Annotated in this window: 23 protein-coding genes and 1 pseudogene; 7 read left to right on the top strand and 17 right to left on the bottom strand. The window is 53.5% G+C overall.

Annotated elements, in window-relative coordinates:
• The first annotated feature begins 47 nt into the window (after positions 1–47).
• Genes FRY98_RS20510 through FRY98_RS20500 form a run of 3 tightly spaced genes read left to right on the top strand, consistent with a single transcriptional unit; the run spans position 48 to position 1,700 of the window.
• Positions 48–899, top strand: a complete 852-nt coding sequence (locus FRY98_RS20510; protein ID WP_148455447.1) for an SPFH domain-containing protein — start codon at positions 48–50, stop codon at positions 897–899.
• A gap of 18 nt (positions 900–917) precedes the next feature.
• Positions 918–1,097, top strand: coding sequence for a type II toxin-antitoxin system antitoxin (locus FRY98_RS20505; protein ID WP_148455445.1), 180 nt, complete (start codon positions 918–920; stop codon positions 1,095–1,097).
• A 3-nt stretch (positions 1,098–1,100) separates the two neighbouring features.
• Positions 1,101–1,700 (top strand): hypothetical protein, encoded by a 600-nt coding sequence (locus tag FRY98_RS20500; protein ID WP_148455443.1) that lies wholly within the window; start codon positions 1,101–1,103, stop codon positions 1,698–1,700.
• 114 nt (positions 1,701–1,814) lie between these two features.
• On the opposite strand, the gene copZ is transcribed toward FRY98_RS20500, so the two are convergent.
• From copZ to FRY98_RS20455, 9 genes are all read right to left on the bottom strand, one after another.
• Positions 1,815–2,015 carry a copper chaperone CopZ gene (gene copZ / locus FRY98_RS20495; protein WP_148455441.1) on the bottom strand — a complete coding sequence of 67 codons (201 nt, stop codon included), beginning with the start codon at positions 2,013–2,015 and terminating at the stop codon, positions 1,815–1,817.
• Between the two features lie 32 nt (positions 2,016–2,047).
• Positions 2,048–2,386 (bottom strand): metal-sensitive transcriptional regulator, encoded by a 339-nt coding sequence (locus FRY98_RS20490; RefSeq protein WP_148455925.1) that lies wholly within the window; start codon positions 2,384–2,386, stop codon positions 2,048–2,050.
• Between the two features lie 238 nt (positions 2,387–2,624).
• Positions 2,625–3,602, bottom strand: coding sequence for a hypothetical protein (locus FRY98_RS20485; protein WP_225038708.1), 978 nt, complete (start codon positions 3,600–3,602; stop codon positions 2,625–2,627).
• Entirely contained in the window at positions 3,563–4,144 is a 582-nt protein-coding gene (locus FRY98_RS20480; protein WP_148455439.1) for an RNA polymerase sigma factor, read from the bottom strand. The genes FRY98_RS20485 and FRY98_RS20480 overlap by 40 nt, the downstream gene beginning before the upstream one ends.
• Before the next feature lie 203 nt (positions 4,145–4,347).
• Positions 4,348–4,632, bottom strand: a complete 285-nt coding sequence (qoxD, locus tag FRY98_RS20475; protein WP_148455437.1) for a cytochrome aa3 quinol oxidase subunit IV — start codon at positions 4,630–4,632, stop codon at positions 4,348–4,350.
• A 1-nt stretch (position 4,633) separates the two neighbouring features.
• Complete coding sequence (gene qoxC, locus FRY98_RS20470) at positions 4,634–5,230, bottom strand: cytochrome aa3 quinol oxidase subunit III (protein ID WP_148455435.1); 597 nt, start codon at positions 5,228–5,230, stop codon at positions 4,634–4,636.
• Positions 5,227–7,170, bottom strand: coding sequence for a cytochrome aa3 quinol oxidase subunit I (gene qoxB / locus FRY98_RS20465; protein ID WP_148455433.1), 1,944 nt, complete (start codon positions 7,168–7,170; stop codon positions 5,227–5,229). The genes qoxC and qoxB overlap by 4 nt, the downstream gene beginning before the upstream one ends.
• A 24-nt stretch (positions 7,171–7,194) precedes the next feature.
• Entirely contained in the window at positions 7,195–8,190 is a 996-nt protein-coding gene (gene qoxA, locus FRY98_RS20460; RefSeq protein WP_148455431.1) for a cytochrome aa3 quinol oxidase subunit II, read from the bottom strand.
• A gap of 626 nt (positions 8,191–8,816) precedes the next feature.
• A complete protein-coding gene (locus tag FRY98_RS20455; RefSeq protein WP_148455429.1) occupies positions 8,817–9,794 on the bottom strand; it encodes a diaminopimelate dehydrogenase in 978 nt (325 codons plus the stop codon).
• 256 nt (positions 9,795–10,050) lie between these two features.
• On the opposite strand from FRY98_RS20455, the gene FRY98_RS20450 reads away from it, so the two are divergent.
• The gene (locus tag FRY98_RS20450; protein WP_170287147.1) at positions 10,051–11,760 is read left to right on the top strand and encodes a copper resistance CopC/CopD family protein; all 1,710 of its coding nucleotides are present in this window, start codon (positions 10,051–10,053) and stop codon (positions 11,758–11,760) included.
• 48 nt (positions 11,761–11,808) lie between these two features.
• Positions 11,809–12,540: a YcnI family copper-binding membrane protein gene (locus FRY98_RS20445; protein WP_148455425.1), complete on the top strand. Its 732-nt coding sequence runs from the start codon at positions 11,809–11,811 to the stop codon at positions 12,538–12,540.
• Positions 12,541–12,591: 51 nt separating this feature from the next.
• On the opposite strand, the gene FRY98_RS20440 is transcribed toward FRY98_RS20445, so the two are convergent.
• From FRY98_RS20440 to FRY98_RS20430, 3 genes are all read right to left on the bottom strand, one after another.
• A complete protein-coding gene (locus tag FRY98_RS20440) occupies positions 12,592–13,806 on the bottom strand; it encodes an SLC45 family MFS transporter (protein WP_148455423.1) in 1,215 nt (404 codons plus the stop codon).
• A gap of 4 nt (positions 13,807–13,810) precedes the next feature.
• A complete protein-coding gene (locus tag FRY98_RS20435) occupies positions 13,811–14,548 on the bottom strand; it encodes a glycerophosphodiester phosphodiesterase (protein ID WP_148455421.1) in 738 nt (245 codons plus the stop codon).
• A gap of 207 nt (positions 14,549–14,755) precedes the next feature.
• Entirely contained in the window at positions 14,756–15,310 is a 555-nt protein-coding gene (locus FRY98_RS20430) for a flavodoxin family protein (protein ID WP_148455419.1), read from the bottom strand.
• Between the two features lie 249 nt (positions 15,311–15,559).
• Here FRY98_RS20430 and FRY98_RS20425 point away from each other — a divergent pair, with 249 nt between their 5' ends.
• On the top strand, positions 15,560–15,784 hold the full coding sequence (locus FRY98_RS20425; protein WP_148455417.1) for a PspC domain-containing protein: 225 nt from the start codon (positions 15,560–15,562) through the stop codon (positions 15,782–15,784).
• A gap of 48 nt (positions 15,785–15,832) precedes the next feature.
• Positions 15,833–16,510 carry a PspA/IM30 family protein gene (locus FRY98_RS20420; RefSeq protein ID WP_148455415.1) on the top strand — a complete coding sequence of 226 codons (678 nt, stop codon included), beginning with the start codon at positions 15,833–15,835 and terminating at the stop codon, positions 16,508–16,510.
• Between the two features lie 507 nt (positions 16,511–17,017).
• Here the strand turns inward: FRY98_RS20420 and FRY98_RS20415 are convergent.
• From FRY98_RS20415 to FRY98_RS20395, 5 genes and pseudogenes are all read right to left on the bottom strand, one after another.
• Positions 17,018–17,950 (bottom strand): SPFH domain-containing protein, encoded by a 933-nt coding sequence (locus tag FRY98_RS20415; RefSeq protein WP_148455413.1) that lies wholly within the window; start codon positions 17,948–17,950, stop codon positions 17,018–17,020.
• Entirely contained in the window at positions 17,950–18,384 is a 435-nt protein-coding gene (locus tag FRY98_RS20410) for an NfeD family protein (RefSeq protein ID WP_148455411.1), read from the bottom strand. Before FRY98_RS20410 ends, FRY98_RS20415 begins: the two co-directional genes overlap by 1 nt.
• A gap of 91 nt (positions 18,385–18,475) precedes the next feature.
• Positions 18,476–19,207, bottom strand: a complete 732-nt coding sequence (locus FRY98_RS20405; RefSeq protein ID WP_148455408.1) for a prepilin peptidase — start codon at positions 19,205–19,207, stop codon at positions 18,476–18,478.
• Positions 19,208–19,961: 754 nt separating this feature from the next.
• The gene (locus tag FRY98_RS20400) at positions 19,962–21,353 is read right to left on the bottom strand and encodes an L-cystine transporter (RefSeq protein WP_148455406.1); all 1,392 of its coding nucleotides are present in this window, start codon (positions 21,351–21,353) and stop codon (positions 19,962–19,964) included.
• A gap of 344 nt (positions 21,354–21,697) precedes the next feature.
• Positions 21,698–23,424 (bottom strand): annotated as a pseudogene (locus FRY98_RS20395) (glycoside hydrolase family 13 protein).
• Positions 23,425–23,430 lie beyond the last annotated feature (6 nt).

The following is a 23,430-nucleotide window of genomic DNA, read 5'->3' as shown; positions in this document are numbered from 1 at the left end:
TATCATATAAATATCAAAATAATATGTGTCGTAGAGGAGTGTTTTTTATGAAGGAAAAGGAATTATCATGCGTGAACGGGTTCTTCGCCGTGTTAGTCATCCTCGCCCTGCTGGGCTCGGGCGCTTACCTGATCTCGCTGGAGCTCGCCCTGCCCATGATTGCCGGCATTCTGGCCTGCGTGATCGGCTTCGCGCTGCTGACCGGGCTAACGATTGTCCAGCCGAACCAGGCGAATGTCGTCACTTTTTTCGGACGCTATCTTGGCGTCATCCGGAAGAGCGGGTTTTATCTGGCCGTGCCTTTCTCCACCCGCAAAAGGGTCTCCCTGCGCGTTCGCAATTTTAACAGCGCCAAGCTGAAAGTGAATGACGTGAACGGGAATCCGATCGAGATCGCCGCGGTCGTCGTGTTCTCGGTGGTCGATTCCGCCAAGGCGCTCTTTGAAGTGGATGAGTACGAAACCTTCGTGGAAATTCAAAGTGAAACCGCGCTGCGCCACGTCGCCAGCAAATATCCTTACGATCAGCCCGACGGTACCGGGTTTTCCCTGCGCGCCAATACGGAGGAGATTGCCGTCGAGCTTACGGCTGAACTCCAGAACAGATTGTCTATCGCCGGGGTAAAGGTCATTGAGTCGCGCCTCACCCACCTGGCCTACTCGACGGAGATCGCCAGCGCGATGCTGCAGCGTCAGCAAGCCGAAGCCATCATCGCCGCCCGCGAGAAAATCGTCGACGGCGCCGTTACGATGGTCCAAATGGCGATCGAGCGGCTGCAAAAGGACAATGTCGTCGACCTGGACGACGAACGGAAAGCCGCTATGATCAACAATCTTCTCGTTGCCGTCGTATCCGACCGTTCCGCCCAGCCGGTCATCAACACGAGCACATTGTATTAATGCCGGTGCGATTCACGAATGGCAGCTAAAAAAAGCTTTCCGCTGCGCCTGGACCCGACTCTTTATGAAGCTTTGGAGCGCTGGGCGGCAGACGAATTCCGAAGCGTGAACGGTCATATCGAATATTTGCTCCGGGAGGCATTGCGGAAAGAGGGACGTCTTCCTTCTCCAAAGGGGGCTTCCCGTAAGGAGGATTAAGCGATGCATACGGTCAAAAGACTACGCAAACCTTGGTGGGTGTCGAAATCCAAGGCTTTGCTGCAGCAATATGCGGAGACGCACGGCGGCATCTATGTCCCCGCCTCGTTCAAAGGCTGGAAATACTCCGGTCAGTATGTCCGCAAAGAGTTGAACCAGGGAATCGGGGCCCTTCATGTGACTTTGGTCGATTCGGGTTCCGATTCCTCGAAACAATGGTCGGCCGCCGTAAAATTCAGTTTTGTGCCACGGCGGAAACTGGAATTTTATCTGAAGCGTTCCCGGCACCCGCTGGCCCTCCCTTTTCATCCGGAACTGCGCCCCGCATCGCTGCCCCACTCCGCGATGAACAAGGCGTACCATGCGAAGGCCACCCATCCGGGATTGCTTCGCCTGATTCTGAAACAGGAAGGGCTCTACGAAGCTTTGGAGCTTCTTCCCGGTGCTTACGTAAAGCTGGGGCTCAAGGGGAACCGGGGGGTCTTGACCATATCCGCGCGCAGCAAGAAGCCCGATTTGGGCTTTCTCGAAGCAGGTGTCAAAGTGGCCGTGCATTTTATCGACGCGTTGCATGAACACGGATTTGTCCGGGAGAAAGCGTAGTGCAGCGAATGAAAAAAGCGCCCTTGAATCGAATGGATTCAAGGGCGCCTTGCTTATGTCTCGCCAGCAATACCTGATAGGGGTATATTTAAGACAAAAAGAACAAAGTTACTCTTAGACCACGTCGTACCCTTGGTCTTCGATCGTTTCTTTAATGGCTTCCAAGCTGATTTTGCTCTCGTCGTAAGAAACGGTCACGCTCTTCGCCGAAAGGTCCACTTTGGCCGATGCCCCAAGCCCTTTCACGGCTCCTTCGATGGAATTTACGCAGTGGTTGCAAGACATGCCTTCAACTTGCAGAGTAATGTTCGTCATTTTAACTTCCTCCTCATCATGATTTGATTTATTTATTTCATCAATTTGTTGACCGTAATTAACAGTTCATCCACCACTTCCGTCTCACCGGCCTGAATGCGCTCGATGATGCAGCTCTTCATATGCCCTTCCAGCAGCAGCTTTCCGACACTGTTCAATGCGGATTGCACGGCCGCAATCTGGTTCAGCACATCATCACAATAGGTATCCTTCTCGATCATGCCTTTGATTCCGCGAATCTGGCCCTCAATCCGGTTGAGCCGGCTCGTCAGATTGTTCTTCATAGCAGCCGAATGATGACTTTGCCGTGCCGTCCCTTCATGACTGCAGGAAGCCTCCTCAGTCGCTTCGTGTTTGCTTTCCTCGGGCATCATTTCAGCAGCCATTCGATCCTCTCCCTTCCGCCATAACTTAATCGCTTTAACACTCTCTCTTCCTGGACCTATTATAATATACCCCACAGGGGTATGTAAAGGTTTTTTTGCTTCCGCCTTTCATTCTCCCCTTCACGATCGTTTCTATTCCTGCAAAAATAGCGCAAAAAAGCACCACAGGTGCCTGTGGTGCCGGGATATCCGCATTCCACCCCGTTTATTTTTCAGGGGGCCTTCATTTTACTTCTTCCCGGATCATCCCTTCGGCGATCTGGATAAATTCCTCTTCGGACAGCGGGTCCTGCGGATCATCGCTTATCATATAAAATACCGTCTCGCTTTCGCTCAGCCACGACAATTTACGGCTATCTTCGGCGGAGGTCGATGACAAGATCATCTCTTTCCCCTTCACGGTCAGCTTTACCGCCTGTTTGGAGGGAACCTGAACCGCGGATCCCTTGGTCCGGGCAAAAGCGATCATCCTCAGAAGACGCTCCCCTTTGCGGTATTCGAGAACCGTTGAAGCGGGTTCGGACCAGGGAACAATTTTGTAAAACAATCCCGCCTCCTCGTCCGATTTTAAGGATCTCTCCTTAAGTTCGCCCCACAATTTCTCGTACTCCGGGGTATTCGGCAGAGGCGTGTTCTGGATCTGGATAAGCCCATGGTCCAAAACATACCCTTCGGGAACGTAGGATGGTTCAGGCAAAAGCGGCGCCCCCGTCGCTTCTATATCCTTAGCCAAATCGGCATAACTCCGGTGTCGGATCGGCTCGTAATAATAATATAAGACGCGGCTATCCGCGCTCGTCGGCAGTCGCTTATCCTTGATATAATAAACCGCTTGCTGACCCGGTTTTAGTATTTTTTTCAGCTCCGCTTCAGCCTCTTCCCTTCGTTTTTGCTCATAGGCGGAAACCGGGTAATTCTGCGGCTCCATAACGGACAGAATAATTTCCCCCTCTTTGTTTTTGATATGCACAAAGTAGCCGCCCGCGTATGCCGTAATGGATGTGAGGATCAGAACGGCCGCAGCCATCGCAATCAAGGCGGTCCTGCGGGGGCTATGTCTGATCGATCCTTTCCTTCTCCGCCGGAGTTGGCGGACTTTGTCCATAACGGCGGGGGCCGCGTTCCCTTCATTTTCATATACCGTTTGAATTTCCATGCTTCTTAACATTCGATCTTCGTTGAATTGTTCGTCGTCCCGCATCCCTCAGCACCCCCCTTTTCCTCCATAAGCCTTACGAGTTTACCCCTCATCCGCATGTATTTTTTCTTGACCGCTCCCTCGCTTTTGTCCAAAATCTCCGCGATTTCGGCAAAAGGCTTCTCCTCAAACACCCTTAAGACCAGCAGATTCCGTTCTTCGCCCGACAGCTTGCTTACGGCGTATTCCAACGGTTCGCTGAACCAGCCCCGTTCCAAGGTCTGCTCCGGACTATCGGCGACGCCCGCCCCGCGGATCAAGCGTCCCACCCGCAGACGGACGGTTCTTTTGCGCAGCATATTGAGGCAGTGATGATAGGCTATTTTATACAACCAGGATGAGAAAGCCGACTTTGCCTCGAACGACCCGATCTTCGTAAACGCTTTGATGAATATGTCCTGAACCGCGTCCTGGGCATCTTGTTTGCAGCCGAGCATTCGGCAGGCGTAAATGTAAATCTGCCTCTGATACGCCTCGACAATCGGCTCGAAGCGATCCGCTTCCCCGGCCTGCACGCCCCTGATATGTTCCTCGATGGAATCCAAGCTTTCGAGACCTCCCCGCTTTTTTCCTATACGGTTATGTAACACTTCTACTCCCGGAAAAGGGACACCTGCCGGCTGCTATTTTAACAGGAGGAATTCCGGTTAGTTGCCCGCTCGACGGATTCGCAAAAAAAAACCGCACCCTCTTCGGCCATGAGGTGCGGCGTTTCATATCATTTAAGGCTCGGCTATGAACTTGTTTCTTATTTGTATCCCCAAATCATCGTAAGCAGGGTGCCGAAAACCGTTACCAGGCCTACGAACAAGGCATAAGCGATATTCGTATACAACGCCTTCTTGGATCCGCCCTCGTTAATGTGCATGAACAGGAAGAGCTGCACGCCCATTTGAATCGTGGCGGAAACCAGCAGGATGGTCATGCCTACCGCGGGGGACATATCCCAGAAAACGACGGACAGCGCGACCACGGACAGGACCAGCGAGAACAGATATCCCATGACGTGGTGAAGCGGGAACAGTTTTTTCATGTCACATCAGTCCTTTCAAGTAGACAAAGCTGAAGATGAAAATCCAGACCACGTCGAGGAAGTGCCAATACAGCGAGAAAATAAACGATTTGTTCGCCGTATCGAGCGTGAACCCTTCGCGCTTAATTTGCAGCATCAATCCGCCGCCCCACAAGAGACCCAGCGTAACGTGGGCCCCGTGCGTCCCGAGCAAGACGAACAAGCTGGACAAAAATGCGCTCGTCTGGAGGGTTGCACCTTCATGCACGTAGGTTACAAACTCCATGATTTCCACCCCGAGGAACCCGAGGCCGAGCAGCAAAGTAATCAGGAAGAACACCAAGGTGGCCTTTTTGAAGCCCTGCCGCATGCTGTTGATCGCCAGACCGATGGTGAAGCTGCTTGTGAGCAGCAGGAACGTTTCGATCAGCACCGGTCCGATTTCAAAAATTTCGTGCCCCGACGGGCCGTTGCCGGTACGGTTCCAGAGCGTAAGGTACACGGCAAACAGCGTCGAGAACAATACGATTTCCGCGCCGAGGAACAGCCAGAAGCCGAAAATACGGTTGCTGTTCTCTTCCGAACGGTACTCCAACGGCAGCGTATTATCTAATTTCATACCTGTTCACCCCGCAATCTAGACTCCGTCTCCAGAATTTCCTTCACCGGGATATGGCGGCCGTGGTCGCGTTCAAACGAACGTACCGCCAGCATGACCAGAACGCCGATGCCGGCGACGATGGCCGGTACCCACCAGCTGAATACCATGAAAAATCCGAAGAAGAAGAATATAATCCCCAGAATAACCGGCTGACCGCTGTTATTCGGCATATGAATCTCTTCAATTTTGTCTTCGTAGAGCGCAGGGCCGCCTTTTTTGGCTTCCCAGAACGGATCCAGTCCATTTACCTTCGGTACTACCGCAAAGTTGTACTCCGGTACCGGGCTGTGCGTACTCCATTCCAAGGTCCGGGCATTCCACGGATCGCCCGTCGTATCTCTTGGCGCGTAACGGAAGCTCCAGTAAATATTGTAGACCAACAGAATGAAACCGATGGCCAGACCTACCGAGCCGATCGAGGCGATCAGGTTCAGCGGACCGAAGCCCGTGCTTTCCGAGTACGTGTACATCCGGCGCGTCATCCCCTTGAGACCGAGGAAGAACAGCGGCAGGAAGGTCACGTTAAAGCTGATGGCAATGGTCCAGAAGGCCAGCTTGCCTTGACGCTCGTTAAGCCGGAATCCGAACAGTTTCGGGAACCAGTAATAGAAACCGGCGATTACCGCAAACACCGTACCTGGAATCAGCACGTAGTGGAAATGGGCCACCAGGAACATCGTGTTGTGGTATTGATAATCGGCGCTCGCCATCGCGAGCATTACGCCGGTAACGCCGCCGATGGTAAAGATCGGAATAAAGGCGAGCGAGTACAGCATCGGTGTCGTAAACTCGATTCGGCCCTTATGCAGCGTAAACAGCCAGTTGAATATTTTGACCCCTGTCGGTATGGCGATCGCCATCGTCGTGATCGAGAAGATCCCGTTGACCATGACCCCGTGACCCATCGTATAAAAGTGATGCGCCCATACGACGAAGGACAGCAGGGAAATAACGATCATACTCCAAACCATGGACTTGTAGCCGTACAGATTTTTGCGCGAGAAAGTGGAGATAATCTCACTGTATATCCCGAACGCTGGGAGGATAACAATATAAACCTCAGGGTGTCCCCAAACCCAGAACAGGTTGGCCCAGAGCATATCCATCCCGCCGTTCGCCATCGTAAAGAACTGCGAGCCGAACATGCGGTCGAACATCATGAGCGCCAGCGCCACGGTCAGAACCGGGAAGGCGAACAGGATGATGACGCAGGTGATGAGCACCGACCAGGTGAACATCGGCATGCGCATCAAGGTCATGCCCGGCGCACGCATTTTGAGAATCGTAGCGATAAAGTTGACGCCGGTCATCAGCGTACCGATCCCCGCGATCTGAAGCGCGATGGAATAGTAGTTGTTGCCGACGGTCGGGCTAAATTCGATGCTCGCCAGCGGGAAGTATGCCGTCCAGCCCGCGTCCGGGGAGCCCCCGATAACGAAGGAAATGTTAAACAGCATCGCTCCGGCGAAGAAGAGCCAGAAGCTGACCGCGTTCAACCGCGGGAACGCCACGTCGCGAGCTCCGATTTGGAGCGGTACGACGACGTTCATAAGCCCGATGACGAAAGGCATCGCCATAAACAGAATCATAATGACCCCGTGGGTCGTGAAAATCTCATTGTAGTGCTGTCCGTCCAGAAGCCCGTTTTCCGGAACCGCCAGTTGAGCCCGCATCAGGAGCCCGTCGACACCGCCGCGGAACAGCATCAGTAATGCGGAGATAATGTACATTATGCCGATACGCTTATGGTCGACGGTCGTCAACCACTCGCGCCACAAGTAGCCCCATTTTTTAAAATAGGTGAGTCCGATGATGATCGCTAACGTGGCAACAACGATACTGACCATGGCCCCGTAGATCATCGGTTCTCCAGTGACGAAAAATTCGTCCCATTTCATCTGTAGCTAGCTCCCTTCCGTTAGTTAGTTGCCGTGCGTTTCATGCCCGGCGTCTTCTGTTTCCGTATGGTCCATATTCATTTCGGAGTGATCCATGTTCATTTCAGAATGATCCATGTTCATTTCGGAATGATCCGTTTCCGAGTGTCCGGAATGGTCCGCCTCTTCGCTGCCGCCATGGTTATGGCCGGCATTTTCGCCCTCGGGAGCCGGTCTGAATTCCAAATGCGTGGAGGTGTAAGTCTTTCTTCCGACATGGCTTTCTTTAAGGAGCGAATCAAATTCCTGTTCCGTCAGCTTCGGAGCCGTCTCTTTGACTTCCTTCACCCATTTGTCGTATTCGCCCTGGGACATGGCCAGCGCTTCGAACTCCATATGGGCGAAGCCTTCGCCCGAGAAGTTTGAGTTTTTACCCATATAGGAACCCGGGTGCTCGGCAACCAGATTCAGCTTATTGACCATATCGCTCATCGCATACTTCTGTCCGCCGAGTTGCGGAACCCAGAAACTTGTGATCGGGCCATAAGAATACAATCTAAATTCGACCGGACGATGCGTCGGGATGTTGACATAGTTTACGGTCTCAATCCCCTCTTCCGGGTAACTGAAATGCCATTTCCAGTTTGAAGATGCCGCATAGATCACAAGCGGTTTTTGATCTTCATAGCCTTCCGGCACCGTCTCGACCGCGGCCGTGCTCCTCACCGTAACTACGGACAAGACCGTAACAATGATGACCGGAATGGCGATCCAGGTGATCTCCAGCCATTTGCTTCCCTCGACGTGAGGCGGTTCGTAATCCGGAGCCGCTTTGGAAGCGCGGTATTTGGTAAGCATATAGATGTAGAGCACATAAACAACCAGCAAGACCAGGGCCATGACGAGCATGGAAAAGATAATGACATTAGATTGTGTCTTGGCCACCGGACCTTTCGGGTCCAACACAGTCAGAGAATTACACCCGGTCAAGAGGACAAGAAGAGCTGTAAAAACAGCAAGCAGCAATCCTTTCCTTTTCATAGAATACCGATACCCCTTTCTAATTGGTAAAGCTCATCACGAGCAGGCGGGATGATTTTTGTAAAGTAACCTTTAAGAATCATGTTAGGAAAGTCCGGAAAGTTAAACAATTCATAGAGTTATACATATTTTCAATATTTTTACAGTTAAGACTGGTCCAATGCTTGTGTTTTGGTGTTACAATCCCGATTTAGGACGATTTAAGTTCAAATTCCGGCAAAATCGGCGATTTTGATAATTGTTCACAATGCTAACGAAACAAGTCATAGTTCGCAAAATTGTCATACAAAATCAATAGTTTGTGAGAATAATCACTTACTTAATTTTCTTATTTATGGTTGCTATATAAGTTGAACTATTGATTTGCATGTAAGGCAGCCGTGTGAAATGTTCTTCCGATCGCTGTTGCTCCCAGATTTCTTTATTTAAATTTATTAAGGTAGAAATCCGGTCACAAAGGCGAGCGCTACGCTTCTCCAGAATCATTTCACACTCTTGCCTATTGCTAATTCTTTAATTCAACTTATATAGGTCGCTTTTACGTAAAAAGACAAAAAAAGCCAACCGGTTTGACCGGCTGGCTAAATACAAAATATGGAGATTCCAACTGCCTATGCCGCTTTCGATTACAGCAGTTCTTTGCGCAGTTGTTCCGGCGATTTCGGAGACAGCAGCCCGAACGGAATGTCGAACACCGTTTTAGCACCGGCTTGTCCCGCCTGGGACAGCTTGTACACGGCACGGGCGTAAGCCACCAGTACGCTTGCCGTAAATTCGGGGTTGCTGTCGAGCTTGAGGCCGAATTCAATGATTTGCTTGCTGTTTTCGCCCGTCAGGCCGCTGCGCAGCACCGTTCCCCCATGCGGCATCGTCGAGTGGTTCTTCTTAAGTTCATCTTCGCTGATAAAATGAACCGTAGTATCATAATCGGCGAAATAGTTAGGCATTTCTTTGATTTCGCGTTCGATGGCCGCCAGATCGGCGCCTTCTTCCGCCACCACGTAGCAATCGCGCAAATGCTTCTCTCTCGTGCTCAACTCGGGATTTTCCCCGTTGCGGACACGCTCTACGGCCGACTCGACAGGAATCGTGTACTGGACGCCGTTCTTCACGCCCTTAACCCGCCGGATCGCATCGGAATGACCTTGGCTGACCCCTTTGCCCCAGAAGGTGTATTCTTTGCCTTCAGGAAGCACCGCTTCCGCCAGAAGACGGTTCAGCGAGAACAACCCCGGATCCCAGCCTGTAGAAATTACGCTGACATTGCCGCCTTTGACGGCCGCCGCGTTCACTTTTTCAAAATACTCCGGAATTTTGGCATGCGTATCAAAGCTGTCCACCGTGTTGAACAACGCCGCCAATTCCGGTCCTTGTTCCGGCAAGTCCGTAGCCGAGCCTCCGCAAAGAATCATAACGTCGATATCGCCCTTGTATTTCTCAATCTCGGAGATGTGTACAGCGCCGTTTGCCGCCGCCACTTCATCCGGTTGTCTTCTGGAAAAGATCGCTTTCAATTCGATGTCCGGGTTTTGCTTGATCGCTTTCTCTACTCCGCGACCCAAATTACCGTATCCTACGATACCCACCTTGATGTTCGCTGCCACTAAACGTTTCCTCCTCCAAATTCAAATATGTTTACCATTTTAACGCACTCCAGTGAAATTTAAAATAACTAACATGCAAAGTAAAGAAATAAACATGAATCCGGGCGGCTTAGGCGGGATAAAGTGTCACAAATTAGACATATCAGCGAAGATTTCCGGTTAATTTACGTAAACTAGAGCCATATAAAACATCGGGAATCAAAAGTAAAATAGTTCGGTGTGATATAAATCACTGACAATGTTAGGCGGTGAACGTTTGAACTTCTCAAAACTTTGGAAATATACGCTCATGGTGATTTGGATCTGCGGACTTGGGGTTAGCGCCTTCCCGCTTTCCGCGGCGGCCCACGCCTCCGTCGTGGAATCGTATCCGGTCTCCGGATCGATCCTGAAAACCCCTCCCGATTCCGTCTATGTCCGGTTTAACGAGCCGATCGAACCCGTCTTTTCGTCCCTGGAAGTGCTGGGACCGAATGGAGAGCAGGCCGTTCAAGGCAGCCCCGGGGCCGCTCACGACCAAGCGCAGCCGGACAAGCTGGCGGCCGTTCTGAAACCGGGACTGCCCGAGGGTGCCTATACCCTAAAGTGGCGGGTCGTATCCAGCGACGGGCACCCTGTGGAAGGAACGATTCCGTTTCAAGTCGGGGACGAATCGGGCGCTGCCGTCCAAACGCCGTCCAATTCGGATGTATCCAAAGACGCGCCGGGAACGGTGTCCCTATTGGTGCGTTGGATTTGGTATGCAGGGATGACGCTTTATACGGGCACGCTGCTGTTCCACTCGGTGCTGCTTTCCCCCGGTTCGCCGGGAAATTTCGGGTCGGGGCTCGTTCGGCGAAGCCGAACCTTGCTGATTGCCGGCCTGGCGGCAGCCGGTGTCGGCCTTGTTATGACTTTACCGCTCCAGGCCTCTTCTTATAAAGGCGATTTGCAGGGATTGCTGTATGGCGGAGCGCTCCGGCAAACGCTGAATCAAACCGCCTTTGGCACCGTCTGGAAAGTTCAGATTTTGCTATTTCTCGTACTTGCGGCAATAACCTGGATCGGCATAAGGAGTTGGAACAAGCAAAACTCCGGCTCAAAAGGAGGGTACCGGTTCTTCGTGGTGACAGCGACCGTTGTCAGCCAAGCGCTTCTTTTGTCCAAAGCGTTTCTTGGTCACGCGGCGGTTGCGGGGAACAAAGGGCTGGCGATTTTTGCCGACTACCTGCACTTGTCCGCCTCCTCCCTCTGGCTCGGGGGGCTGCTCGCGATCGCCTTGCTGCTTCCCTTGGCGGCAAAAGAAGATGCGTCGGCTACGGGCACCGGACAACCGGCCGCGCTTTACTGGGAGACGCTCCAACGCTTCTCCACCGCGGCCGCGGTTTGCGTCGCCGTCCTGCTCGCCTCCGGCCTCTACGGCGCCTTCCTCCATATTCCGGAGTTCCATGCGCTGTGGAGCACAAGCTACGGGCTGACCTTGCTGGCCAAAATCGGTCTGCTTCTGCCGATGCTCCTCCTCGCTCTCTCCGGACTTCTCCGGAGCCGCCGGCGGACACGCCGGCCGAAGGCTGCCCTATGGGCCGAGTTGGGTCTCGGGGCCGTCGTTCTGCTGCTGGCCGCCCTGCTGACAAGCCAGCCGCCCGCCTCCTCGGCGGAGATTCAGCAGCCGGGGCGTTTGGAAGCCAGCGTGTCCGGCTACCGGATTGCCCTTGATGTCGCCCCCGCTGCCGTCGGCAAAAATCAATTCAAAGTGAGCTTAAAGAACCTTCAAGGTCACCCCGTGGAGGAAATCGAGCAGATCACTTTGCGGCTCACCTCCAACGAAATGGACATGGGGACCATCGAGGTCGTCCTTCCCGGAGCTCAGCCGGAGGGTCAGGGATTAATTACGATGGGCGGAAGCTGGAACGTGCGTGTTCATATTCTGCTCAAAAACCTGGACACGATTGACCATGAGTTTACGCTTAATGTGGATTCAATATAGACTTCGGATACATTGACTTTTCATCATAAACAGAAGGAGTTCGTTTCCATGAAAACATTTATATCCCGTTTTTCATTCAGTTTTGCAGTCATGTTGTTCGGCTGTGTATTGTTTGCCGGGTGGGCCAGCGCGCACGTCACCGTAAAACCCGGAACCTCGGCCCCGGGCGCCTGGGAAACCTACAGCATCAAAGTGCCGGTGGAAAAAGACATCCCCACCGTCAAAGTGGCCCTGAAAATCCCCGAGGATCTCGATTTCAAACAGTATCGGCCCGTTCCGGAATGGAAGGTGGAACTGACGAAAGGCGAGGACGGCCGGGTCACCGTGGTGACTTGGACGGCCGAAGGAGAAGGAATTGGGCCGGGCGAATTCCAGCAGTTTGAATTCGTCGGCAAAAACCCGGACAACGATGCAGCCCTGGCCTGGGACGCGTTCCAGTACTACAGCGACGGCAGCATCGTGGAATGGAACGGGGAGGAAGGCTCCGACAATCCGCACTCGATCACCAAGGTGACGGCGGACGCGACCGGAGCGGCCGAAGAAAACGCGGCCGCCCATGGGCATGACCACGAGGCCGGAGCAACCGGCGCAGAAGCCGGAAATACCGGCGCTGGTACAGGTGACGGGACCGAGTCCGCTCCAACGGCCGATGGCCGAGACGGCCAAAATGCCGGTTCCTCCTCCACCGAAGTCGTCACGCTGATCCTGTCGATTGCAGCGCTGATCCTTTCTCTGGCCGCCTTGGTTGCGGCGCTTCGCTCGCGCAAAAAAGTATCTTAACCAAAACTCAAACAAAACAAAAAATAGCTGGACAGGCTCCAGCTATTTTTTCTATTTTCCCGCTGTGACGGACGCCTGGTCCAACGGATCATGACCGCCCACTCTCTCGCCGGCGCCCGCCCCGAGCAGGCAGAGAAACGCCAGCAGCAGCCCGGCCGAAGCGCTGACGAACAGCGCGGGATAGCCGAACGCATCGATCACCCAGCCGAGCAGCGGCGGCGACGTGATGGCCGCCAGGGAAGAGACTAAATAATAAATCCCCGTACGCGTTCCGATGCTCTCTTCCTTCCCGGTCGAAATGACCCACGGGTACGAGTTGATATTGATGCATGCCCAGAATATACCGCCTATGATCAGCAGCACTCTAAGCAGCAGCACCGATTCCACGAAGACGACCGAACCGAAAACGAGAAAAAGCCCGCCGACGCCGATCATGATGATTTTTTTCTTGCCGAATCTGGCCCCCAGCCAGCCGCTGGGCAACGCAAACAGCAGGAAGGCCAAGGAGAAAAAGGTCAGCGAGAAGGAAGCCTCGCTGTCGCTCATTCCGGCATGCTTGGTTCCGTATAGCGTAAACAGCGCCTCGACGCCTTGGTACGCCACAAACCAGAAAAATATCGCGCCCAGGATAAACAGCGTCGTCTTATCCAACTGATCCTTGATCCGCACCGTTGGAGCCGATTTGGCGGAAGCCTCGGGAGACTCCAGCAGCACCGGCTCCTTGATCACGGCTTTCAGGACGAGCATACACACCAGCATGGTGATCCCCGCGAACAGGAACGGTACGTACGAGCCGATCCCGTACAGCTTCGAACCTACGCCAAAGGCCAGAACCGAACCGATGCCGCCCATAAAGTTAATGATGCCGTTCGCCCGCGTCCGGTTCTTCTCCGGCGTGATGTCCGGCATAAGCGCCACCGTCGGGGCCCGGAACAGGCTCATGGACAGGTTCATAAGCATCATAAACAGCACCAGGGTCACGAATCCGGTGTGTAAAGGAATCAGTGCCGCGAAGACGGCGCCGAGCGGCATCCCGATCAGAAGATACGGCATCCGACGGCCGAACCGCGTCCGGGTTTTGTCGCTCCGGTGCCCAATCCATGGCTGCAGAAACATCGCAAAGTAATTGTCGATCGTCATCATAAACCCAATCAGGGCCGCGCTTGTCAAATAGTGATCGAGAAAGAGCGGCACGAAGGCGTTGTAAAGCGCCCAAGTCAGGCTGATGCTGAAAAAGCCAAGTCCCAGCAGCCATGTTTTCCTCATCCGTTCACTTCCTTTCGGCGTTCAACAGTTCGTTTAACCGGTCCGGATAGTCCGTGATAATCCCGGCTACGCCCGCTTCGATCATCTTGGACATCAGCTCTTTGTCGTTGACCGTGAACGGATGATAAACGATGCCCGCCGCCGCCGCCGCGGAGACGAATTCCGGGCGGACGGCCATATGGAAAGCGTGAAGCGCGTCGGCCTTTACGGTCTTGGCGTAAGCCCAGGGCTCGTACAAGCCTTCCCCGTACAGAATTCCCGTGCGAATTTCCGGAGCGATCTTTTTGCACTCGAACAAGGAATAGTGATTGAAACTGGAGATGACGACCTGTTCCGACATCTTGTATTTTCTTACGGTCTCGATGAGTTTCCGCTCGATCTCGGGATAGAGCACCGCCCCGTTCTTCAATTCCAGGTTGACCACCGTATCGGTCCCTTGGGTTAGCTCCAGCAGCTCTTCGAGCGTAGGAATTTTCTCCCCTTTAAAATCCTCATGATACCAAGCTCCCGCGTCTCGGGTGCGAATTTCGTCCAGCGTCAAATCCTTGACCCACTCCGGCGTACCTGCCGTCCGCTTCAAGGTTTCATCGTGAATCAGGACCAGGTGCCCGTCCTTCGTCATCTGTACATCCGTCTCGATCCCGGTAGCTCCAAGCTCCAGGGCGTAAGTAAAGGAAGCCATCGTGTTTTCCGGCCGATGCCCCGCGGCTCCGCGGTGCGCAAAATTAATGAGTTTAGGCAATGGATTGTTCTCCCCTTAGTAGGTTATTTTTTGCTCCCCTAGATATTATCCATCCCTTAACTATAATCCTCCTATGTTAAAGCAATATAAGAAAAACGTCCCTGACGTATATTCGCTAAAAAAATACGGGAGACACCCGCCCAAACCGCACGGATCGTCCCCCATGAATTTCTGATGACGTAGGGCAAGATACTTTCAGGAATGCATTTAACTGGGGATTACCTGGGACTGCAAACTGGCGTTCAACCAGCCGGCCTCACGGACCGCCCTGGTATCCTTCAGAATCTCCGCCGGCTTGCTCGCCTTGCCGATCAAATACCCTTCCAACGGCATACCGACAAAGTCGAACGTATACTTCAGCTGTTGAATGAGCGGCAGCGCCTTAATCCGGGGGTTATCCCCGCCGGTAACGATGACATAAGCCTTCTTCTGGGACATCACCTGCTTAAAATCGAAACGGGGATCACGCAAGCTTTGCGACCATCGGTCGATGAAGTTTTTCATCACGCCCGAAACGCCGTACCAATAAACCGGGGTGGCAAAGACGAGCGTTTCATGCCGAAGGACCTCCAAAATCACATCGTCGTAATCGTCATCCACGGCGTCAAATCCGCCTTCCTCGTGCCTCTGATCCCGAATGGGCAAGATCCACTTGTCCCGAAGCGCAATTTCCCGGTAAGAAATCCCCTCCAGCGCCAGGCGGACCAATTGCTCCGTGTTTCCGTTTTCCCGCGTGCTTCCTTGCAATACCAAAATGCTCATTCCCCGCACTTCCTTTCGTGAATACCTCGCAGCAGCAAAGGATTTTAACTTATGGTTATACTACGCGAAAACCTCCCTGAAATATGACCTCCCAGCCCCCTGACCGAGACGGGGACCCGACCAAGGTCCAGTTCACAAACCGCCTCAGGCCCGTTATCCCGCACCCGGAATCCAGCTACAATAAAGACATCAACGACGGATATGAAAACAAATTCACCATCACATACAAAGAAAGGGAGTTTTTAAATCATGAGAAAATTGTATCGTTCAGTCACCGATAAGCAGATCAGCGGCCTGTGCGGAGGGATTGCGCGGTTCTTCGGGACCGACCCGACCATCGTCCGGCTGATTGCGGTCGTAGTAGCCCTGTGCAGTTTAGGTACCACCATTGCCTTGTATCTGGTCGCCAGCTTGATCGTTCCGAAAGAGCCGATCGGCGGATTCGGTTACGACGAACCGTTTACCCATTACTAAGCATAAAACTTGCATTTTCCATTCCAAATTCAAAGGAGAGAATCCCAAATGAGTCTGTTCAACCGTATCGCCAATATTACAAAAGCGTCCCTGCATGAAGCACTAAATAAACTTGAGGATCCGGTGTTGATGACCGGCCAGTATTTGCGGAACCTGGAGGAAGACCTCCACATCGCGGAAAATATGCTGAGAGAGCAGCGGATGAACGCAAGCGTCCGCGAGCGCCAAAGCGAGGATGCTGCGGCAAATGCCAAGCAAAGCGAGGTGCGGGCCTTGTCCGCGCTGGAAGCCGGGGACGAAGCCGCGGCAAGAGCGGCGACGGCGGCTAAAATCCGCTATGAAGAGCAAGCGCAGCAATACGCCGCCGAAGCCGCGGACGCCAGAGAGCGAGTGACCGAGCTGGAGTTCCGTCTGCAAGAAGGCAAAGAGGAATATGCCCGGCTGAAAGAGAAACGCAACGAGTTGGCCGCACGGGCCCGTAAAGTCGAGGAACGGGAGCAAATAGCCCGTCCGAATATCAGCCACGGCCTGGATTACGGCGCGGCGGCCCGGGGCTTCGAGCGGATGGAGGAGAAAATCCTCGAGTGGGAAGCCGGCTCACAGCTCTCCGGCCGCACCTTTCCTGCCGGAAAGTCCCCGCAAGCGGTGGGATCGTCCGAAGATGCAGCCGTGAACGAGGAACTGCGGCGGATGAAGGAGCAACTGGATTCCCGCAAGAGCGAATAGGAAGCGAGGCCGGGACTCTAACTCCCCCCCTTCCTGACCGGTACCGCATATAGCAAAACCAACAAAGCCCTTTCGCTTCTCATGAGGAAGTCGAAAGGGCTTTGTTAGTTTCTGGCTTTTTTCAAGGTTAAGATCTATGATGAAGCCCATCAGACAACCTTGTTAAGAATTCCTGCAAATGTGCATGTTTTTTTCTTGTTCGGAGCAAAAAAATGAAAATTCCTGCAATTCTGCAGGAGTTTTAGATGAAACTGGCTCATTTCTCTAAAATCGCTAGAAATACCTGCAGATTTGCATCTTTTTTCGCATCCCCTCGATAATCGGCCGAAATGCCTGCAGATTTGCACCTTTTTGGAGCCGGAAGGTTGGAAGTGTTCGAAAGTTGGAAATATTGGAGATGCGCTAGGCGATTTGACGAAGTGTCTTCTCTTTTTTCTCCTACTAGGATGTCTAAAAATCCCCCCTCCAACCACCTATAGAGTGGTTGGAGGGGGGACAAACAACACCTTATTTTCCGTCCTTGCCTTTGAAAAGTTCGCCGATCGCCCCGATGCTGCCCAGCGTTTCGATCGCATTGGAAGGAAGGAACACTTTGTTCGCCGGACCTTTGGCTACTTCCTTCAATGCTTCAAAGGATTGGTACGCCAGGACCTGCTCATTGAGCGCCGCGTTACGCAGCATCTCGATCCGCGCCTGCTCGGCTTCGGCCACGGCCTGAATCGCTTTGGCTTCACCGAGCGCTTCCAGCTCCTGCGCCTGGCGCAAACCTTCCGCCTCGCGGATGCGCGCTTCCTTGTCCCCTTCGGCCTTCAGGATTTTACTCTGCTTATCCCCTTCGGCCCGCAAAATCATATCCTGCTTGGCCGCCTCGGCCTCCAGGATCATCGCCCGCTTGTTCCGTTCGGCTTTCATTTGTTTATCCATCGCTTCCTGAATATCCAGCGGCGGCTTGATGTCGATGACTTCGACGCGTTCGATCCGCACGCCCCATTTTTCGGTGGCTTCGTCCAGGGCAATCCGGATATCGGTCGAAATTTTCTCGCGTCCGGACAAGGTTTCGTCCAGCTCCATCTTACCGATAATTTGACGCAGGGTCGCCGTCGTGATATTGCGGACCCCGTACACGTAATCGGAAATACCGTAAGTGGCTTGCTCCGGTCCGACCACTTGATAGAAGATAATCGTATCGATCTGCACCTGCACATTATCCTTGGTGATTACGGTTTGCGGCGGAACGTTCGCCTGCTGGATCCGCAAATCATGGTACAAGCGGACCTGGTCGATGACCGGGATCAAGATGTTAAGCCCCGGCGTCAACAGCCGGTTGAACTTCCCGAGCCGCTCAACGACTCCCACCCGCTGCTGCGGCACGATTTTGACGGTCAACGAAATAAATACGACTACGACTACGACAATAACGGCAATAATGGCCCATTGCATTAAATAAATTCCTCCCATCGTTCTACTTCGATAATGGTACTGCTTCGTCTGAGCACTCGGACCCGCTCGTCTCTCCCCAAGGTTTGGGTCGAGGTGGCGCTCCAGGTGTCTCCTCCCACTTTGACGATTCCATACTGTCCTTGTTCGATCGGTTCGACCACAATCCCCTCTCTACCTACCAGTTCGATGCCGGTATCCTCATACCCTTTGGCGGCCCGAAACTTTCGCGAAATCGGCTTCGTAAAAACCGTAAGCACCAAAGCCACCAGACACCCCGCGACGACCTGCGCCAGGTACGCTTCCGGGGCGAACCAGGAAACCGCTGCGGCAACAACTGTACCCACACAAAGCCAGAGCAGATAAAATGTCAGCGTAACCATTTCCAAAACCAATAAAATGCCTGCGGCTATCAACCAAAGTACCCATGCATCCATACCGTCAGATGCACCACCTTTCCGCATTATAGTTATATATACGGGACTGGTCGAAAAAAGTATCAAAATCGTCCCCGATGCGCGAGCCCATTTAGTGGAAAAGCGTCAAGGCGCCCTGGATGATCGGCGCTCCGTATCCGAAAGCCGCAAGCGTTCCGGCCGCCAGGCATGGCGCAAAAGGGATCGATGGTTGAGCGGACAGCCGGCCTGTCGCCCATAGTATGCCGCCAGCCAGGCTTCCCATAACAAAAGCCAGCACAAAGGCCGCTATAACGTATGGTAAACCTACAGTCCAACCCAACAGGGCGAACAGCTTGACATCCCCCATCCCGATCCCCCGCGTCAGCCAGGCGATCGTCATAAGCGCGCCGAGGCCGAGGAAGGCACCGAGCAGATGGTTCCAGATCGGCCCCAGCGGAAACATCAGTCGAAGCACAACCAGCACCGGCAAAAAGGCCAGCAATACCTTGTTCGGTATCCGTCTGAACCGCAGGTCGCTCACCGTCACGATGACGCTGAGGCTGACCAGCGCCGCCCCGATCAGCGCTTCGCCCGTCAGCCCGAACCGGACATACGCCCACAGGAACAACAGCGCCGTCGCCAGTTCAACTGCGGGGAAGCCGCGGAAAAACCGGATTTTTCGCGGCCCGTCCTGCCGGCGCTTGCGATCCGGTGAATCGCCTTGGGGCGAATCCGAAGAAGGGCGAGCGAGGGGCTGTACGGGCGGCTCCGCGGCCCGGGGCGGACGAAGGCCGACCGCTCTCCAGCATGCGCCAAGCGCATACCCGGCGAGCATTACGATAATAGATGTCAGTAGCATCATGGCGATTTATCACTTTCATCTCGATTTCATTTATGTATTAAATTCAATTATAACCTAATTCGGACAAATTGCCGTTAAAAAAGTAAATGGGGTGTCTTTTGAAGTCAGGAAGATGAATAAGGGTCTTTTGCGGCGTTATTTGTCGAATTGGGCTCGCTGGCATGGAATCGCGGACTTTTGGGGTCTTATTTGAGCCAAAGTGGACCAAAACCCGATTTCGCGGCCCGGGGCGGAGAATAAGGCCCTTTTTGACCGCTAGCGTTGCATTAACCTGAGAGGACTAGCGGCTGTAACAGCCTCCCTTTGAGCCGGACGGGTAAATAACGGTCATTTGAGGCGCTATTTTGTCGAATTTGGCTTTTCGGTGTGAAATAGAGGTCATTTGGGGCCTTATTTTAGAGAAAGTCGGGCAAAAACCGGATTTTTGAGCTCACGCCAGAAAAATAAGGCCGTTTTTGACCGCTATTTTACCCGCGAAAGCGAATCGGGCCGAAATAACGGCCCAAAACGCCGCTATTATGACGGGCGGCAAGGAAGATTGCAGAGGTTTAATGCAACGTCAGTGCTTTTTTGACCGCTATTTTTCCGGCGGAGCCCGTTCGGACCGAAATAGCGCCTCAAACGGCCGCTAACACCGGGCGAGTAAGGGCCATTAGAAGGTGGGGCGAGCGCCCCCAGCGCGGCACTATACAGAAAAGAACCCCCCGGTTACCCGGGAGGTTCTCCTATTTAAAGCTTTATGGCAGGCTCAAACTTACGCTTGAACCACGTCCAGATCGACATTGCGCTTGAACACTTCGGTGTCGTTCTCGCCCAGCACCTTGCCCGTGATGACGCCGGCCGTAATCGAGTCGTTGACGTTCAGGGCGGTACGGCCCATGTCGATCAACGGCTCCACGGAAATCAGCAGGCCGGCGAGTGCTACCGGCAGGTTCATCGTGGACAGGACGATCAGCGAGGCGAAAGTCGCACCGCCGCCAACCCCGGCTACGCCGAAGGAGCTGACGGTGACAACCAGGATCAGCGTGAGGATGAAATCCCAGCTGAGCGGGTTGATCCCGACCGTCGGCGCGATCATCACGGCCAGCATGGCCGGATAAATGCCGGCGCAGCCGTTCTGGCCGATCGTCGCCCCGAACGAGGCCGACAGGTTGGCGATGCCTTCAGGCACGCCCAAGCGTTTGGTTTGTGTCTCCACGTTCAGCGGAATCGTAGCCGCACTGGAACGGGAAGTAAACGCAAATACGAGCGTAGGCAGCACTTTTCTAACATATTGCACCGGATTGTAGCCGAACAGGGCCAGCAAAATCAGGTGAATGATAAACATAACGATCAAAGCCACGTAGGAGGCCCCTACGAATTTGATCAGCTTGAGAATTTCCTCGGGATTCGTCGTCGCGACCGTATTCGTGATCAGCGCCAGGATGCCGTACGGGGTTAGGCGCAAGACCAGCGTGACGATGCGCATGACGACCGCATAGACGGCTTCGACCATTTTGCGGAACATATCCGCTTGTTCCGGTTTCTTTTTATCCAAGCCAAGAACGGCTACTCCGATAAAAGCGGAGAAAATAACGACGGCCAGCGTAGACGTGCTGCGCGCGCCCGTCATGTCGGCAAACGGATTCGTAGGGATGAAATCGAGCACCTGTTGAGGAATCGTCTTGTCGGCCACCTCGCCAACGCGCTCCTCCAGTTTCGCCCCCCGCGCTTGTTCCGCTTCGCCCGCTTGAATTTCGATCGCCTTCAGGTCGAAGCTAAGGCTGGTGACAATGCTGACCGTCGCCGCAATCGCGGTCGTAATCAGCAGGACGGCGATGATCAGCGCGCTCATCTTCCCGAGATTCTGCTTGCCTTTCAGCTTGGTAATCGCCGAAATGATCGAGACCATGATCAGCGGAACGACCACCATTTGCAGCAAGCCGACATACCCGCGTCCGACCAGATTGAACCAGTCCGTCGATTTAGCGAGCACTTCGGAGTCGCCCGGGTAAAGCAATTGAAGGATGACGCCGAATACGAGCCCCAGGCCGAGGCCGGTAAATACCCGTTTCGTAAAAGAGATATGCTTCTTCTGCATCCAAATGAGAACGCCGAGCAATACGAGCATGACTGCGACGTTGATAATGATTTGCAAAGTTTCCATCGTTCGATTCCTCCCATAAGTCTATAAAAGGGTTTCCCGGGCGTTCGCCCGGATTACAGAACGTATCATAACACATAAGCAAGTAAATTTATAGGATTAATTTTAGTATACTGCTAACCCCTTGATGGGACGCCGTTTTTCCGACCTTTGGGGCTAGAATACTTATCTATTATTACCCAAAGGACGGAAGAAAAATAGTCCTTCTTATAACGAAATGCGACAATGGCAAGCTTGTTATTCCGGGATATACCTCAGCCGCAGCCGCATTGGAATAATCCTTTAACGCAACCGAGGCTGGCGGATGCTTCTCCATAAAAGAAGCATCCGCCAGCCTCGGATTTGGGTTATCCTCTCATAAGGTAAACCCGGCTTTCATACGGCTGGAGCAAAATGTCCGTTATATCCTCCACTCCTTTAACGGGAGGGGCCTCCTCGTCGGCAAGCAGCAGATCCACGGAAAACTCCTTATTTCGGAGATAATCCGGAAGCTCAAAGCGCGACTCTCCCCCGAACAGATGGGCGATAACCAAGAGCCGTTCCTCCTCCAGTGTCCGGGTGTAAGCGTAGATTCGGGGATGCTCCGGCATAATCAGATCGTAGCTTCCGTACACGGCAACGGAATAACTTTTGCGCAGCGCAATCAGCCGCCTGTAATAATGATAAATGGAGTCCGGATTTCGCACGGCCGCCTCAACGTTTATGGAGCGGTAGTTCGGATTGACCTGCAGCCAAGGCGTTCCCGTCGTGAACCCGCCGTGCTGCGAGCCGTCCCACTGCATCGGCGTTCTGGAGTTGTCCCGACCGTTTCTCCAGACGACGGGCATCACTTCCTCGTGGCTCCTTCCCTTGGCCCTCTCCTGGTTATACCAGTTAATCATGGAAATATCGTTGTACTCCTCGATTGAAGAAAACCGTACATTGGTCATGCCGATTTCCTGTCCTTGATAAATAAACGGCGTTCCCTGCATCAAAAAATACAGCGTCGCCAGCGCTTTAGCCGAGAGTTCGCGGTACTTCCCATCGTCGCCCCATGTGGAAACGGAGCGGGGCTGATCGTGATTTTCCAGGAAAAGCGCGTTCCACCCCCGGCCTTCCAAGCCTTTTTGCCAATCCGTCATCACCTTTTTCAACTGAAGCAGGTCCAACCCGTGATCCAGGCTTTTTTGCCATAAACCCATATGCTCGAACTGAAACACCATATCGAACTTCCCGTTCTCTTCGCCAACCCAGAGATCCGCCTCCCGGGCGCTGACCCCGCTGGCTTCGCCGACGGTCACGATATCGTAACGCTCGAACGTCTCCCGCTTAAGCTCCGAGAGCAGGTCGTGAATTCCCTCCCGATTCATATGCCCCGCCTGTGACGGCACATACCGCAGACCGTCCGGGTTCGGCATATCCTGAAAGCCCGCGGTTTTCTTGATATGGGAGATCGCGTCGACGCGGAACCCGTCTATCCCTTTATCCAGCCACCAGCGAATCATGGCGTAGATGTCCCGGCGCATCCGGGGATTTTCCCAGTTGAGGTCGGGCTGCTTTTTCGAAAAAACATGCATATAGTACTGCCCGGTCCGCTCGTCATATTCCCAAATCGAACCGCCGAACAGGCTGGCCCAATTGTTGGGCTCCTTCCGTTCTTGGGATCGGCCCAAATATAATAATCCCGTTTCGGATTGTCCAGCGAGGCGCGGGATTCGATAAACCAGGGATGTTCGTCCGAGGTATGGTTGATGACCAGGTCCATAATGAGCTTCATCCCCCGGCGGTGAACCTCGGCCAGCAATTCGTCGAAATCCGCCATTGTCCCGAATTCGGGCAGGATGTCCTGGTAATCCGATACATCGTAGCCGTTATCGTCATTGGGGGATTTGTAGACCGGACAGATCCAGATTACATCGATGCCGAGGTCGGCCAAATAGTCCAGCCTGGAAATCACCCCGCGCAAATCTCCGATGCCGTCTCCGTCGCTGTCTTTGAAGCTGCGGGGATAGATCTGGTAGGCCACCGCCTCCTTCCACCAGACTTGACCGCCTTGTTCCGGTTTTGGTTCCACTCCTCGTTTAGCTTTCTCCATGCCGCT

Origin of the sequence: Paenibacillus faecis (genome assembly GCF_008084145.1) — a bacterium.
Classification (GTDB): domain Bacteria; phylum Bacillota; class Bacilli; order Paenibacillales; family Paenibacillaceae; genus Fontibacillus; species Fontibacillus faecis.
The sequence above is the reverse complement of the archived record's forward strand: the minus strand, read 5'-3'. Positions and strand labels throughout refer to the sequence as shown.